11 protein-coding genes are annotated in these 16,331 nt (G+C 23.5%); 8 read left to right on the top strand and 3 right to left on the bottom strand.

Annotation, left to right across the window (positions count from 1 at the left end):
- The first annotated feature begins 457 nt into the window (after positions 1-457).
- From AB4W75_RS01010 to AB4W75_RS00975, 8 genes are all read left to right on the top strand, one after another.
- Positions 458-1,384, top strand: coding sequence for an FAD:protein FMN transferase (locus AB4W75_RS01010; RefSeq protein ID WP_367679603.1), 927 nt, complete (start codon positions 458-460; stop codon positions 1,382-1,384).
- 465 nt (positions 1,385-1,849) lie between these two features.
- Positions 1,850-3,577 (top strand): biosynthetic-type acetolactate synthase large subunit, encoded by a 1,728-nt coding sequence (ilvB, locus tag AB4W75_RS01005; protein WP_367679602.1) that lies wholly within the window; start codon positions 1,850-1,852, stop codon positions 3,575-3,577.
- The gene (ilvN, locus tag AB4W75_RS01000; protein ID WP_367679601.1) at positions 3,574-4,050 is read left to right on the top strand and encodes an acetolactate synthase small subunit; all 477 of its coding nucleotides are present in this window, start codon (positions 3,574-3,576) and stop codon (positions 4,048-4,050) included. The genes ilvB and ilvN overlap by 4 nt, the downstream gene beginning before the upstream one ends.
- A gap of 186 nt (positions 4,051-4,236) precedes the next feature.
- Positions 4,237-5,178, top strand: a complete 942-nt coding sequence (rsmH, locus tag AB4W75_RS00995; protein WP_367679600.1) for a 16S rRNA (cytosine(1402)-N(4))-methyltransferase RsmH — start codon at positions 4,237-4,239, stop codon at positions 5,176-5,178.
- 483 nt (positions 5,179-5,661) lie between these two features.
- Positions 5,662-6,924 (top strand): cell division protein FtsA, encoded by a 1,263-nt coding sequence (ftsA, locus tag AB4W75_RS00990; RefSeq protein ID WP_367679599.1) that lies wholly within the window; start codon positions 5,662-5,664, stop codon positions 6,922-6,924.
- Between the two features lie 69 nt (positions 6,925-6,993).
- Positions 6,994-8,127 (top strand): cell division protein FtsZ, encoded by a 1,134-nt coding sequence (gene ftsZ, locus AB4W75_RS00985; protein WP_367679598.1) that lies wholly within the window; start codon positions 6,994-6,996, stop codon positions 8,125-8,127.
- A gap of 337 nt (positions 8,128-8,464) precedes the next feature.
- A complete protein-coding gene (gene erpA, locus AB4W75_RS00980; RefSeq protein WP_367679668.1) occupies positions 8,465-8,809 on the top strand; it encodes an iron-sulfur cluster insertion protein ErpA in 345 nt (114 codons plus the stop codon).
- A 122-nt stretch (positions 8,810-8,931) separates the two neighbouring features.
- Positions 8,932-9,624, top strand: a complete 693-nt coding sequence (locus AB4W75_RS00975) for a 5'-methylthioadenosine/adenosylhomocysteine nucleosidase (protein ID WP_367679597.1) — start codon at positions 8,932-8,934, stop codon at positions 9,622-9,624.
- A 1,124-nt stretch (positions 9,625-10,748) separates the two neighbouring features.
- On the opposite strand, the gene lpdA is transcribed toward AB4W75_RS00975, so the two are convergent.
- The 3 genes from lpdA to aceE all read right to left on the bottom strand — a co-directional run bounded on the left by lpdA (position 10,749) and on the right by aceE (position 16,245).
- A complete protein-coding gene (lpdA, locus tag AB4W75_RS00970) occupies positions 10,749-12,161 on the bottom strand; it encodes a dihydrolipoyl dehydrogenase (protein WP_367679596.1) in 1,413 nt (470 codons plus the stop codon).
- 151 nt (positions 12,162-12,312) lie between these two features.
- Positions 12,313-13,563, bottom strand: a complete 1,251-nt coding sequence (locus AB4W75_RS00965; RefSeq protein ID WP_367679595.1) for a 2-oxo acid dehydrogenase subunit E2 — start codon at positions 13,561-13,563, stop codon at positions 12,313-12,315.
- A 21-nt stretch (positions 13,564-13,584) separates the two neighbouring features.
- Positions 13,585-16,245 (bottom strand): pyruvate dehydrogenase (acetyl-transferring), homodimeric type, encoded by a 2,661-nt coding sequence (gene aceE / locus AB4W75_RS00960; RefSeq protein ID WP_367679594.1) that lies wholly within the window; start codon positions 16,243-16,245, stop codon positions 13,585-13,587.
- Between the last annotated feature and the right edge of the window lie 86 nt (positions 16,246-16,331).

The following is a 16,331-nucleotide window of genomic DNA, read 5'->3' as shown; positions in this document are numbered from 1 at the left end:
ATATAAATCTTTAATTAAATATATATTTCAATATTATTAAATTAATAATTAAATTAAATACATATATCTTTTTCTTCGAACCATATCTTCCAATTATTAAACTAATTAACATCACAGTAAATTGTTTTAGCAATAATTTAATTTTATATTTCATATATATACAAATACATATTTCAACTAATAAAAAAAATATTAAGATAAATTTTAGATATTATTTATTATTTACAATAAATTCTTAATATATTTTAATATTAACTTTAAAATATGTAATAATTGTTACATTAAGTATCATATAAATTATAATAATTAAATTATTACAATAAACCATAGAGCATCATACATATGTTAAAAATAATTAATTTAAATATACTATTATATATTATTTACTGTATTTATAATTTTTATATTGTGGATATAAAAATTATAAAAAAAAAATGAAATAATTAATGGATATACTATGGGTACAAATTGGAAAATTACTATTCCTAAATGTAATCTACACAACCAATCAATAAAAAACATAAAAAAAGTTATTACAAATAAACTAAATAAATATGAACAAAAATTATCTTCTTGGAATAACAAATCATTTGTATCAATTTTTAATAAATATAAAGCAAGACAACCAAAATTAATAGATAATGATTTAGAAGAAATTATTTCTATGGGAATAAAAATAGAAAAAAAAACTCATGGAGCATTAGATATTTTTATAGGATCATTAATAAATAAATGGGGATTCGGTCCTATCAAAAAAGCAAAAAAATATTTATCAGAACATAAAATAAAAAAAATTCTTAATACTACAGGAATAAAATATATTCAACTAGTTAAAAATATATCTGGAACATATATTCAAAAATCTATTCCAAATCTTCAAATTAACTTGTCTACAATGGGAGAAGGATTTGCAGCAGATCAATTAAACAAATTCTTAAAACAAAAAAAAATTCAAAATTATACTATTACAATAGGTGGAGTAGTCATAGGAAAAACTAATCAAAAAAAAAATAATATTCCAGTGGCTATATTAGCTCCAATTAATAATAAAAACATTGTTTATTCTATAATTAATCTTAAAAAAGGAAAAGCAATTAGTACATCAGGTACTTATCGTAATTATTATAAAATTAATAAAAAAAATATTTCTCATTTAATTAATCCTATAACTGGAAAACCAATTAATAATAGTTTAGTATCCGTAAGTGTGATAGCTAATTCTGCATTAGAAGCTGATGCATGGGATACAGCACTAATGGTTTTAGGATTAAAAGAAGCAAAAAAAATAGCAATTTTAGAAAAATTATCCGTTTACTTTATAATAAAAAAGAATAACCATTTTTATACATGGTATTCTCCACAATTTAAACAGTTTTTATTTTAATAAATATAATGCTTATAATAATTCAAAATATAATCTCTATTGTATATTTTATATATATATATAAATATATTTTCTCGTTACAATGTTCTTTAAACATATATTTTTTACTAACTTTATATAATTTTAAAATACATTAGAAGATATTAATATTTTTCACATAATTAAATACAAAATTTTACATTAACAACATATATTGTTGTTAATTTCAATCTTAATTAAATTAAATACAATTTTATAACTACAAAATATATTATAAATCATTACAATAGTAATATAATTAATAATAAAATATATAAAATACTATTCAATTTTCGTATCAGAAACAATCTATTTATTCTTACTACTTACTGAAGCAAGTTATTAATTAAAAAAATAAATATATATTTTTTTAGAAAATATAATTTATAAACATAAATAACAAAATATAAAAATATCACAAACTTAATTTATACTATTGGAGAAGATATGAAAATGTTATCAGGTTCAGAAATGGTAATTCAATCTTTAATTGATCAAGGAGTTCAACATATATTTGGTTATCCAGGAGGAGCTGTTTTAGACATTTATGATGCTTTACAAACATTAGGGGGTATTCAACATATTTTAGTAAGACATGAACAGGGTGCTACTCACATGGCAGACGGATATTCCAGAGCTACAGGAAACACAGGAGTGGTACTAGTGACATCAGGTCCAGGAGCTACCAATGCTATCACTGGGATTGCTACAGCTTATATGGATTCTGTTCCAATAGTGATAATATCTGGACAAGTGGCATCATCATTAATTGGATACGACGCATTTCAAGAATGTGATATGATTGGTATTTCTAGACCAATAGTAAAACATAGTTTTTTAGTAAAAAAAACCAAACATATTCCAGAAATATTTAAAAAAGCATTTTGGATTGCTGAAAGTGGCCGTCCTGGACCTGTAGTAATTGATTTACCGAAAGATATTTTAAACCCTCATCAAAAAACTTTATATTTACGTCCAGAAACTATACAAATTAGATCATATAATCCTATACAAAAAGCTTGCATAAAACAAATTCAACTAGCTGTTAATACATTATTAAATGCCAAAAAACCTGTAATCTACGCTGGAGGAGGAGTAATTAGTTCTTCTAGTCATCATGAATTAAAAGTTATTGCTGAAACTTTAAATATACCTGTAACTACATCTTTAATGGGAATAGGAGCATTTCCAGGTAATCACATACAAAGTATTTCTATGTTAGGAATGCATGGTACTTACGAAGCTAATATGACAATGCATTATTCAGATGTTATTTTTGCCATTGGAGTACGCTTTGACGATCGTACTACTAATAATTTAGAAAAATATTGTCCTAATTCTAAAATAATACATATTGATATTGATCCAACTTCTATATCAAAAACTGTTGTTGCAGACATTCCAATTATTGGAGATGCCAAATATATTCTTCAAAAAATGATAAAAATACTAAAAACAAAAAAAAATATTACAATAAATAATAATTTAAAACATTGGTGGAAATCTATTAATCAATGGAAAAATGTAAATAGTCTACAATACAACATAAATGAAAAAAAAATCAAACCTCAATCTGTAATTAAAACTATTTGGAAACTAACCAAAGGGAAAGCATATATTACATCTGATGTAGGTCAACATCAAATGTTTACTGCATTATATTATCCATTTGATCAACCAAGAAAATGGATTAATTCAGGAGGTTTAGGAACAATGGGTTTTGGATTACCAGCTGCATTAGGTGTTAAGTTAGCATTACCTAATGAAATTGTAATTTGTATTACTGGAGATGGTAGTATTCAAATGAATATCCAAGAATTATCTACAGCAAAACAATATAATTTACCAATTTTGATTTTAAACTTAAATAATAGATCTTTAGGAATGGTGAAACAATGGCAAGATTTAATTTATGAAGGTAGACATTCTCATTCATATATGAAATCGTTACCAAACTTTGTAAAATTAGTAGAATCTTATGGACATATTGGAATGTATGTAGATTCTCCTAAAAAACTTGAAAATATACTGCAATCTGCACTTGAATATGTATCTAATCAACACTTAGTTTTTGTAGATATAGCTATTGACCGTTCAGAACATGTATATCCTATGCAAATTCGAGGTGGAGGAATGAATGAAATGTTGCTTAGACCAATAAAGGATATCTCATGAGAAAAATTTTATCAGTATTATTAGAAAATGAATCTGGTGCATTATCTCGAGTAATTGGATTATTTTCACAACGTAATTATAATATTAAAAGCGTTACAGTTGCTCCAACTGATGATCTAAGCATTTCGCATATGATAATAGAAACGATAGGAGAAACAAAAGTTATTGAACAAATTGAAAAACAATTAAATAAACTTATTGACGTTCTAAAAGTAGTAGAAATTAATGATTCTACTCATAAACAAATAGAAATAATGTTAGTAAAAATTCAAATTAATGATCAAACAAAAACAGATATTTATCGCATTAATAATATTTTTAAAGGAAAAATTATTAATGTTACACATTGCAATTATATTATACAAATTGTTGGTTCTAGTAATAAATTAGATGTTTTTCTTGATTTAGTTAAATCTATTTCAAAAATAATTGATATAGCTCGATCTGGAGTAGTCGGAATTACAATAAAATAAAAATTAAAAATAAATACTATACTAATCATGTTATATGATAATCAGTATGATTCAATTTATAATTAATTCTACTAATTTTAGTTATTACTTTAATCATACTGATTTATAAAATATAAATTATTATTTTACAGTGTAATACATTCAAAATATGATATGATTAAATTTTAACATATTTCGTATTAAATCATGAAAAATAATAACAAACATAATCCAGTCATGTTAAATGAAACTATTGAATATTTAAATATTCAAAAAAATGGTATTTATTTTGATGCAACTTTTGGATATGGTGGTCATTCTTTAAACATTTTGCAACATTTAGGGAAAATGGGAAAATTATATGCAATAGATAAAGATCCTTTCAGCCAAAAATATTCTCAAAAAATTTATGATCAGAGATTTCATTTTATATATGGAAATTTTTCAAAAATATATTATTATGCAAAAAAATTAGACATTATAAAAAAAATAAACGGTATAATTATAGATTTAGGAATCTCATCTCCTCAAATTGACAATCCAGATCGTGGATTTTCTTTTATGAAAGATGGACCATTAGATATGAGGATGAACACAAATGATACACTTACTGCTTCAAAATGGCTTCTAAAAACAAAAAAAAAAAATATCATTGATGTACTTAAAAATTACGGAGAAGAACGTTATGCAAAAAAAATAGCAGAAGCTATTGTTAAAAGAAATAAAATTAATCCAATACTTCGAACATTAGATCTATCTAAATTAATTTCAAACGTTATTTCTAAAAAACAATACAGAAATCATCATCCTGCTACAAAAAGTTTTCAAGCCATCAGAATATTTATAAATAACGAATTAGAAGAAATTAATCAGTTATTAAATAATGTATTACATATTTTAAGTCCTGGAGCACGTTTATTAATTATTAGTTTTCATTCATTAGAAGATAGAATAATAAAAAACTTTCTAAATCAACATAGCTATAAAAAAAATATTTCTTCTCATTTCAATATTACTGGGAAAACAGAACATAAAAAAAATATTATACAAATAAAAAAAATTAATAAAATTACCCCCACTAAAAATGAAATTAATCAAAATAAAAGATCAAGAAGTGCAATTCTAAGAATTGCTGAAATTATTTCATAACATCACAAACATAACGTATAAATATACATAAATTAAAAAAATTAATTGTTATAACTGTATAAATATATATATATTAATGTTTATTAATACTTTAAATTATGTAAAAATAAAATCTGGTTATTAATAAAAATTAATATTTTTTTGATACATATTATTATATTTTATTATAAATTATTTCGTAATAAAAGTAACATATCAATATATGATTATTATTTTGTATATACAATAACCAATCTATTAAATAATAGAATATATTGTTCTTACATATATAATTATATTTATTTATAAAAATATTAACTATTATTAATCAATTGCATAATAATACTTGTATAGATTTTATATTTAATTTAGTAATAATATTATACAACTATAATAGTAACTTTTATACTAAACATTTTATTTATTTTAAATAATAATATACCATTTATAATTATATAATAAAATAATTTGTAAAAAATCATCAAAACATGAAATAGGATAAAAATGATTCCATTAGAAGAAAAAAAAATAATAGTGGGGTTAGATATAGGTACCACAAAAGTTTCTACTTTAATAGGAGAAATACTAATTGATAATACAATTAATATAATTGGAATAGGTACTTGTCAATCTCGTGGAATATATAATGGAATTATAAATGATTTAGAATCTGTAATAAAATGTGTAAAACAATCTATTCATGCAGCTGAAGTTATGTCTCAAACTAACGTAAATTCTATTTTTTTATCTATATCAACTAAAGATATCAACTGTCAAAATGAGATAGGAATTATTCCTATTAATAAAAGAGCAATAACTAAATTAGATATTGATAATATAATTCACACAGCCAAATCGGTACCAATTTCCAATGAACATCATATTTTACATGTTATTCCTCAAGAATATGCAATAGATCAACAAATTGGAATTAAAAATCCAATTGGATTATCCGGAATAAGAATGACTGCTAATGTACATTTAATTACATGTCACTCAACTATAAAAAAAAATATCATTAAATCTATTAAAAATTGTGGTATTCAAATTAATCAAATAGTTTTTTCTGGATTAGCTTCTAGTATAGCTGTTTTAACTCAAGAAGAAAAAGAACTAGGAGTTTGTCTTATTGACATAGGAGGAGGTACTCTAGACATTACAATATATATAGATGGAATATTGAGACATAGTCAAGTAATTCCTTATGCTGGTAACTCGATAACTAATGATATTGCTTACGCTTTTTCTACTTCTTATACAAATGCTGAAAAAATAAAAATCAAATATGGAAATATAAATAGTTATACTTCATCAGATATAGAATATATTGAAGTAATGAATAAATCTGGTATTTATAATCAAAAATTTAAAATACATACATTAACTGAAATTATAGAACCAAGATGTTCTGAATTATTGTATTTAGTTAATAATGAAATCGTACAAATACAAAATAGTCTTAAAAAAAGTGGAAAAAACTATCAATTACTAGCTGGAATCGTACTTACTGGAGGTAGTGCAAAAATAAAATCATTAACTGTATGTGCTGAAAAAATTTTTAATAAAAAAGTTAGAATTGGATTACCAAATATTATAAATGGTATTATTGATCAAATTCATGAACCTGATTACTCTACAGTATTAGGATTACTCTACTACGGTAGGAAAAAATATCATAAAAATAAACAAAGAAACATAATTGAGAAACAAAATTTTTGTAAAAAATGGTTAAAAAAAATAAATTCATGGGTAAAAAAAATAATTTAAATATTATCAACAATATTTACAATATAAAGATATTATATACAATAGCTAATAATATTTGGAGAAAAAAAAATGTTTGAATCTATAGAATTAAGTAATAATGCAATTATTAAAGTAATTGGAGTAGGAGGAGGAGGAGGTAATGCAGTAGAATATATGATTCGAGAACGAATTGAAGGAGTAGAATTTTTTTCAATTAATACAGATGCACAAGCACTAAAAAAAATTGAAGTTGCTCAAACAATACAAATTGGAACAAACATTACCAAAGGATTAGGAGCAGGAGCTAATCCAGAAGTCGGACGTATTTCAGCAGAAGAAGATAAAGACACATTAAAATCAACATTAGAAGGATCAGATATGGTCTTTATCGCTGCTGGTATGGGAGGAGGTACAGGAACTGGAGCAGCACCAGTAGTAGCTGAAATTGCTAAAGAGCTAGGAATACTTACAGTAGCTGTAGTTACTAAACCATTTCATTTTGAAGGAAAAAAAAGAATGATATGTGCAGATCAAGGACTACATGAATTATCTAAACACGTAGACTCTTTAATTACCATTCCAAATGATAAATTATTAAAAGTACTATCTAGAGGAATTTCTTTATTAGATGCATTTGGTGCTGCTAATAATGTATTAAAAGGAGCTGTACAAGGAATCGCTGAACTTATAACTCGTCCTGGATTAATGAACGTAGATTTTGCTGATGTTCGAACTGTTATGTCTGAAATGGGATATGCTATGATGGGATCAGGTATTTCATCAGGAGATAACCGAGCTGAAGAAGCATCTGCTATAGCTATTTCTAGCCCATTGCTAGAAGACATTGATTTATCAGGAGCAAGAGGTGTATTAGTTAATATTACAGCAGGATTTGATTTAAGACTAGATGAATTTGAATCGGTTGGTAATACCATTAGATCATTTTCTTCTGATGATGCAACTGTAGTTATAGGAACATCATTAGATCCTGAAATGAATGAAGATCTTCGTGTTACTGTAGTAGCTACAGGAATATCTATACAACATAATGAAGATATTAATCTTGTAAATAATAAAAATAACAAAGATATATTTACAAATTATCGATTTAATACTATTCATAATAAAGAAAAAAGAAATAATGAACAAAAAAATACTCATAATAAATCATCTGATTATTTAGACATTCCAACTTTTCTTCGAAAAAAGAAACTAAATAAATAGTAACTATAAAATTTAATATTTACTATTTATAATATAATGATAAATAATCAATATTTAACAATTTATATATTAATAATATATAAAATATATAATAAATTATATGATATCTATATATACATTTTAAAAATAGTATCAGAATATTGATAATTGATTTAAAATAAATAATATATATATTATATTCTTTAACATAATTTATTATATACATAAAATATAATCTCTTATATATTTAAAATATATTCAATATAAAAACTAATAAAATCAATATTTTAATTTTATTCATTAAAATTAATACATTACTAACATGTAATTACTAATATAACCCATATAAAGTGAAAATATAATGGAAAAATTAAATATACCAATTAATATTAGTCCAGCTGCAGCAAAAAGAACTAAATATTTAATCTTAAACCAATCAAAAAAAGATATGCATTTAAGAATATATATTACAGGAGGAGGATGTGCTGGTTTTCAATATCAATTTATGTTTGATGATAAAATAAAAGAAGATGATCTTATAATAAAACAATTAGGAATTAAAATAATTATCGATTCTATTACATTACAATATCTGATTGGAGGAAAAATAGACTACGAAGAAAATTTAGAAGGTTCTAAATTTATTATAACCAATCCTAACGCTAAAAATACGTGTAGTTGCGGTTTGTCATTTAATATATAAGATATTATTTATAATTAATATATTAATACGTTATTATTTTAAATATTTATTTATATTTAATATTTATATAAATATATTCTTAATTATAATCCATGATTAATTAAAAAAAAAAAAAAAAAAAAATGAAAATAGCTGTAATAGGTGCTATAGACGAAGAAATTCAATTCTTCAAAAATTCAATGGATAAAAAAACTATAGAACATCATAATACATATCAATTTTATATTGGATCTTTATTTCAATTTCAAATTATTCTATTAAAATCTGGAATTGGAAAAGTTTTAGCTAGTATTGCCACAACTTTATTAATTAAAGTATATAATCCAGATATAATTATTAATATAGGTTCAGCTGGTAGTATTCATAATTTATTACAACCAGGTAATATTGTTATACCTAATTTAATTAGTTATCATGACGTCAATTTAACTAAATTCGGATATAAAATAGGACAAATTCCAGGATTTCCTCAATCTTTCTCCGTAAATAAAAAATTGTTAAAAATATATCGAAAAGTTGTTTTAGAACATAATATTAAATATATGGAAGGTAATATAGTAACAGGAGATAATTTCATTTTTCAAAAAAAAAATACTATTTATATTAAAAAACATTTTATTAATGCAATTGCCGTAGATATGGAAAGTGCTGCTATAGCTCATGTTTGTTATAAATTTAATATTGCATTTTTAGTCATTCGTTCTATTTCAGATTATGCCAATAAAAATGGAGACATTGATTTTAAAAAATTTATTACTTTATCTAGTATAAATAATTTAAATATATTTCAATCTATATTAAAACACTTAAAATAAAAAAAAAATTATATAAATTATTTACTCTTACTGCCTAATATTTTAAATTAATAATATATAAGAAAATTAAAAAAAACTTAATTAAGAACAAATAATCTTTGTTATAAATAAAAATATAAATATTAATTAATAAAAAAATGTATTATATAAAATTTATTATAATAAAAAATATGTTATTTTAATTAAACTTATTCATGTTATCATATTTACTTGCTATGAAAATTACGTAATTAATATTAAAAAGTAATAAAAATTAAAATAATTAAATATTAATAAAAAACAAAACTAAAAATAAAAATATTAAATTTTTTATTATAATAAATGCATATAAATATTTTGAAATTATCAAAAAATCTTCTAAAATTATTAATAAATAAAAATTAAAACTAATTTTAAATAAAAATAAATAATTAAAAAACAGAATTAATAAATTTAAAAATTTAAATAAATGTATTAATTTGAATATCTACTACATTTATCATATAAATAAAAATACTAAATATAATCACTATATTCATAATATTTATACAATATAATATTGTATTATCTACAATATTTTAAAAAACTTATACTTTTATTTAATTGAAAAAATAAATATTATTCTATAATAATTATTAATTGTAAAAGTTATAGTAACAATTTTAGTATATGCAAATAAATTTATACATCGTAATAATTACAATAAAATTATGAAACAATATAATTTTATATTGAATTTATCTGGAACTTATTTCAATAAAATTAATATTTTTATACTTATGTATATAACAATATAAATGAAAACAAATACATACAATCTATACTAATTTTATAATTTATATCTATGATATTATTTATTCTTGAAATATTCTGAATGATTTTATTAATTCAAATTACATATTATAACATGCAAAAATCATATACAAAGTATACAATAAAATTATATAAAGAAAAATTTTATTAAGTATAATATTAATACTATTTATATATTTCATGTACAAAAAATAAATTAATATAATATATTTATTATTATGTATTCATCTTATTTACATTAAGATTATGCAGTACCCAACCTGCACAATCTTATACCAATAATATAACTGAATATCACTATCTAATAATAATTAAATAAACCATAGAAATAATTAATTGTGAGTTAAAATATCAGTTATAGTACCTTGAAATATTTTTGCAGATAAACCAATTGATTCATATAAAGTAGGATGTGCATGAATGGTTAATGCTAAATCTTCTGCATCACAACCCATCTCAATAGCTAATCCTATTTCCCCCAATAGTTCTCCAGAATGTTTACCGACTAAAGAACCTCCTATAATTCTATTAGTTTTTTTATCAAAAATTAATTTAGTCATTCCATTTCCAGAATTAGACACTAATGCTTTTCCTGAAGCTTTCCAAGGAAAAACAGCACTAACATAATCTATACCAAATTTTATTGCTTCTTCTTCTGACACACCTACCCAAGACAATTCAGGATAAGTATATGCTATTGCAGGTATAACTTTAGGTTCAAAATAATGATTTTTACCAGAAATTACTTCTGCAGCAATATTAGCTTGATAAATACCTTTATGTGCTAACATTGGATGACCTAATACATCTCCAATAGCATAAATATTTTTAATATTCGTCTTAAGTTGTTTATCTACAATAATAAAACCATTATTATCTAATTGTACTCCCAATTGTTCTAATCCTAAATTATTACAACTAGCTCTTCTACCTATTGCTACTAAAACAGCATCATAACAAGATTCAAATTCTTTTTTATTATTATCTTTCATCTTGATATAAACTTCATGCCTTCTACTTTCTACTACTTCAATTTTAGCATTTAATATTAAATTAAATTGTTTTTTAATACCTTTTTTAAATATTGCAATAATATCACGATCAAGAAAAGGTAACAATTGACTAGAAGAATCAATAACATCAATATTAGATCCTAAAGCACTATAAAAAGTAGCCATTTCTAAACCAATAATTCCAGCTCCAACAATTAAAAATCGTTTTGGTATCATAGATACATTTAAAGCATCTGTAGAATCCCAAATACGAGTATTATCCCTAGGAAATAGTTTCGATTTTATAGATTTAGAACCAGTAGCAATAATAGCATGGGAAAAATGTACACAAATATTAGTATGATTATTATCAACTATAATACTATTTCTAGTATTAAAAGAAGCACTACCATGTAATACTACTATATTTCTATGCTTTGCAAGAGTGTTTAAACCATTAGTTAATTGATCTAATATTTTATTTTTCCAAAAACGTATTTTAGACAAATCAATATTTGGAACACCAAAGTCTATACCTTTAGACGATAATCCTTTTACATCATTAATGACTTCTGAAATATATAATAAATATTTAGAAGGAATACAACCAACATTTAAACATACACCACCTAAAGTACTATATTTTTCTATTAATACAGTTTTTAAACCCAAATCAGCACAACGAAATGCAGCTGTATATCCAGCTGGTCCTGATCCTAACACTACTACTTGTGTTTCTATTTCTTTGTTCATTATAAAATTCTCAATTGATTTTTAATATAAAAAATAAACTATATATAAATGATTTTAATATAATTATAAATAATTAATACAACCATATTAAAATATATATATTAATATAATACATATACTATATGCTAAATATCATACATACTGTTATGATTTACATCATAAACAACCGAATATCAGATAAATGAGTAATAAGAAAATTTATAAAACGTGCAGCCTCAACACCATTAATAACACGATGATCATAAGAAAGCGATAAAGGTAACATTAATTTTGGTTGAAATATTTTTCCATTCCATACAGGTTTAGTTATACATTTTGAAATTCCTAAAATAGCCACCTCTGAAGCATTAATAATTGGAGTAAAATTAATTCCTCCTACACTACCTAAATTAGATATAGTAAACGTTCCATCTTGTAAATCAGATAAAATTAACTTTTTTTCTCTAGCTTTATTAGAAATATTTATTAATATTTTAGAAATTTCTGCTATACTTTTATTATGTATCTCTTTTAAAACAGGAACTAATAATCCATCTGGAGTATCTACAGCAATTCCAATATTAATATGTTCTTTAAATAAGATGTATTCTTTATCAATAGAAAGAGCACTATTAAACTTAGGAAACATTTTTAATGCTTTAATTACTAATTTAATTATAAATGATAGCATAGTTATTTTATTTATTTGATCATTAATATTTAAATTATATTTTTTACGAAAAGAATCTAAATCAGTTACATCAGCTTCATCAAAATGAGTAACATGTGGAATATTATTCCAATTATTTGACAGATGACAACCAGTAGAAATTTGTATTTTAGTTAATTTCACCGGTTTAATGACATTAATATGATCAACTTGCAAATTTTTATTTTTATTCAATTCATTTAAATTATTACATGATAAAGAATCATTTTTATTAGTCAAATTATTAGCATGATATTGATCAAGATCTGATTTTAAAATTCTATTTTTAGGGCCTGTCCCTTTAATACATGATAGATCAATATTTTTTTCCCTAGCTATTTTTCTAATTAATGGACTAGCATGAAATAATTGCAAATTGTTATTATTTATATCTAAAGAATGTTTAATGTCATTTTTTATATTATTTGTACTATCACAAGAATTTGATGTTTCTTCTACAAAATTTTTTTTTTGTATTGCATGTATTTCTGGTGTGTCAATTAGCATAATGATAGAATCAGTTTTAACTTTATCTCCTACTTTTACGTTTATCATACTAACAATACCAGAACATGGTGCAGGTATTTCCATAGAAGTTTTATCACCTTCCACTAAAATCAAACCTTGATCTAAATGAATAAAATCACCTATTTTAACTACAACTTCAATTACTTCTACTATATCTGATCCTATATCAGGTATTTTTATTTTCATTTCCATATTTCTCTATACCTCTTATAATAAACATGGATTTATCTTATTAGTATCTATATTAAATCGACTAATTGCGTTTATAACTAACTCTTGATCTATATTTCCAAATTTAACTAATGCATTTAATGCACTAATTACAATATAATCAACATTAATTTCAAAATGAGATCGTAATTTTTCTCTACTGTCTGATCTACCGAATCCATCAGTTCCTAACACATAATAAGAAACAGAAGGTATATATGCTCTAATTTGTTCAGCAAACAATTTCATGTAATCTGTTACTGCAATTGTTGGATAGTTATTCATCACCTGTTCTAAATAAGACATTCTATTTTTTTTATTTGGATGTAAGAGATTCCATCTAACACAATCTTGTCCATCTCTTGCTAATTCCGTAAAAGAAGTTACACTGTACACATCTGAACCTATAGAATAATCCATCATAAGAATCTGTGCAGCTTGTCTAACTATTGGTAAAATAGAACCAGAACCTAATAACTGTACTGTTCCTTTTATCCCTGATAAAGTTTCTAATTTATATATTCCTTTACAAATACCATAATTGATATTTTCTAACAAACCAGGCATTTCATAATTTTCATTACAAGTAGTAATATAGTAATATACATTTTCTTGTTTTAAACCATACATTCTTTGTAATCCATCATGTAAAATGACAGCTAGTTCATATGAATAAGCTGGATTATAAGATCTACAATTAGGAATTGTTAAAGACTGAATATGACTATGTCCATCTTCATGCTGTAAACCTTCTCCATTTAAAGTTGTCCTTCCTGAAGTAGCACCAATTAAAAAACCTCTCGCTTGTTGATCAGCAGCTGCCCAAAGCAAATCTCCTATTCTTTGAAACCCAAATATAGAATAATATATATAAAATGGAATCATAGGTAAATCATTAGTACTATATGAAGTTCCAGCAGCTAACCAAGAAGCACCTGCTCCTAATTCATTTATTCCTTCTTGTAAAATTTGCCCTTTCTCATCTTCTTTATAAAAAGCAAGCAATTCTTTATCTTGTGGTATATACTGTTGACCTTTAGAATTATAAATTCCAATCTTACGAAATAATCCTTCCATTCCAAAAGTTCTTGCTTCATCTGCAATAATTGGAACAATATGTTCTTTAATATAAATATTATTTAATAAAATATTTAAAAATCGAACAAAAGCAATTGTAGTAGAAATCTTTTTCTTTTGTTGATCTAATAATACTTGAAAATCTACCAAATTCGGTATGACCATTTTTTTAGTAAAATTAGGTGATCTTGATGGTAAATAACCTCCTAATAACTTTCTTTGATTATGAAGATATTGATATTCTATAGATGTTGGTGAAAAACGTATATAAGATAATTCTTCTACTTCTCTTTGACTTAACTGGATATTAAAACGATTTTTTATATAATTTAAAGTAGTAATATCTATTTTTTTAATCTGATGTGCAATATTCTTTCCTTCAGCTACTTTTCCTATTCCATAACCTTTAATAGTATGTGCTAAAATAACTACTGGTTTTTTTTTTATTTTTAATGCTAATTTTAATGCAGCATAAATTTTTTTTGGATCATGTCCACCACGATTTAATTTCCATATTTCATCATTAGACATATTTTTAACTAATTCTAAAGTTTCGTTATATTTACCAAAAAAATTTTTTCTAATATATTCACCATCTTTAGATCTAAAAGTCTGATAATCTCCATCAAGAGTTTCGTTCATCAATTGAATCAATTTTCCATTTTTATCTCGATGTAATAAACAATCCCAATTTCCTCCCCATATAACTTTAATTACTGCCCATCCACAACCATGAAATATATTTTCTAATTCATCAATTATTTTTCCATTTCCAATTACTGGCCCATCTAATCTTTGCAAATTACAATTAACAATGAAAATTAAATTATCTAATTCTTCTCTAACAGCTACTGATAATGCTCCTTTAGATTCTGGTTCATCCATTTCCCCATCTCCTAAAAAAGCATACACTGTTTGATTAGTAGTATCTTTTAAACCACGGAACATTAAATATTTTAAAAATTTTGCTTGATATATAGCACAAATTGGTCCTAAACCCATGGAAACAGTAGGAAATTGCCAAAAGTTTGGCATTAATTTTGGATGAGGATAGGAAGATAAACCATTTCCATCTACTTCTTGTCTAAAATTATCTAATTGAGACTGTGTTAAACGTCCTTCTAAAAAAGCTCTAGCATAAATACCAGGTGAAATGTGTCCTTGAAAATAAACAAGGTCTCCACCATATTTATGATTATTTCCACGAAAAAAATGATTAAAACATACTTCATAAATTGTAGCAGATGATTGAAAAGAAGAAATATGTCCTCCTAAATCCAAATTTTTTTTTGAAGCTCGAAGTACAATCATGATAGCATTCCATCGAATAGCAGATCGGATTTTTCTCTCAATATCTAAGTTTCCTGGATAAACTGGTTCATAATTAATATCAATTGTATTAATATAATTACTATTTTTTATTTTAAAATATTGACCTCCATTATTATTAACTTTAAATATTAATTTATCTATCAAAAATTCAGCTCTATCAATTCCTTCTTCACTAATCACTGATGTTATTGCTTCTATCCAATCTTGAGTTTCAATTGGATCTAAATCATGATATATATATTTAGTCATGTTTAATTTCCTATTAATACTAATTATTTATAACATATAAGATATTGATTATTTAATAATAAAAATAAATTTTCATCTTATAATGA

It is taken from the genome of Buchnera aphidicola (Eriosoma lanigerum) (genome assembly GCF_964059125.1).
Lineage (GTDB): Bacteria > Pseudomonadota > Gammaproteobacteria > Enterobacterales > Enterobacteriaceae > Buchnera_D > Buchnera_D aphidicola_C.
This window is presented reverse-complemented; position numbering and strand designations above follow the sequence as displayed.

Coding starts and splice junctions, on each gene's coding strand:
- ilvN (WP_367679601.1), top strand. CDS start 3,574: ATGAGAAAAATTTTATCAGTATTATTAGAAAATGAATCTGGTGCATTA.
- aceE (WP_367679594.1), bottom strand. CDS start 16,245: ATGACTAAATATATATATCATGATTTAGATCCAATTGAAACTCAAGAT.
- AB4W75_RS00965 (WP_367679595.1), bottom strand. CDS start 13,563: ATGAAAATAAAAATACCTGATATAGGATCAGATATAGTAGAAGTAATT.
- ftsA (WP_367679599.1), top strand. CDS start 5,662: ATGATTCCATTAGAAGAAAAAAAAATAATAGTGGGGTTAGATATAGGT.
- rsmH (WP_367679600.1), top strand. CDS start 4,237: ATGAAAAATAATAACAAACATAATCCAGTCATGTTAAATGAAACTATT.
- lpdA (WP_367679596.1), bottom strand. CDS start 12,161: ATGAACAAAGAAATAGAAACACAAGTAGTAGTGTTAGGATCAGGACCA.
- ilvB (WP_367679602.1), top strand. CDS start 1,850: ATGAAAATGTTATCAGGTTCAGAAATGGTAATTCAATCTTTAATTGAT.
- ftsZ (WP_367679598.1), top strand. CDS start 6,994: ATGTTTGAATCTATAGAATTAAGTAATAATGCAATTATTAAAGTAATT.
- AB4W75_RS01010 (WP_367679603.1), top strand. CDS start 458: ATGGGTACAAATTGGAAAATTACTATTCCTAAATGTAATCTACACAAC.
- AB4W75_RS00975 (WP_367679597.1), top strand. CDS start 8,932: ATGAAAATAGCTGTAATAGGTGCTATAGACGAAGAAATTCAATTCTTC.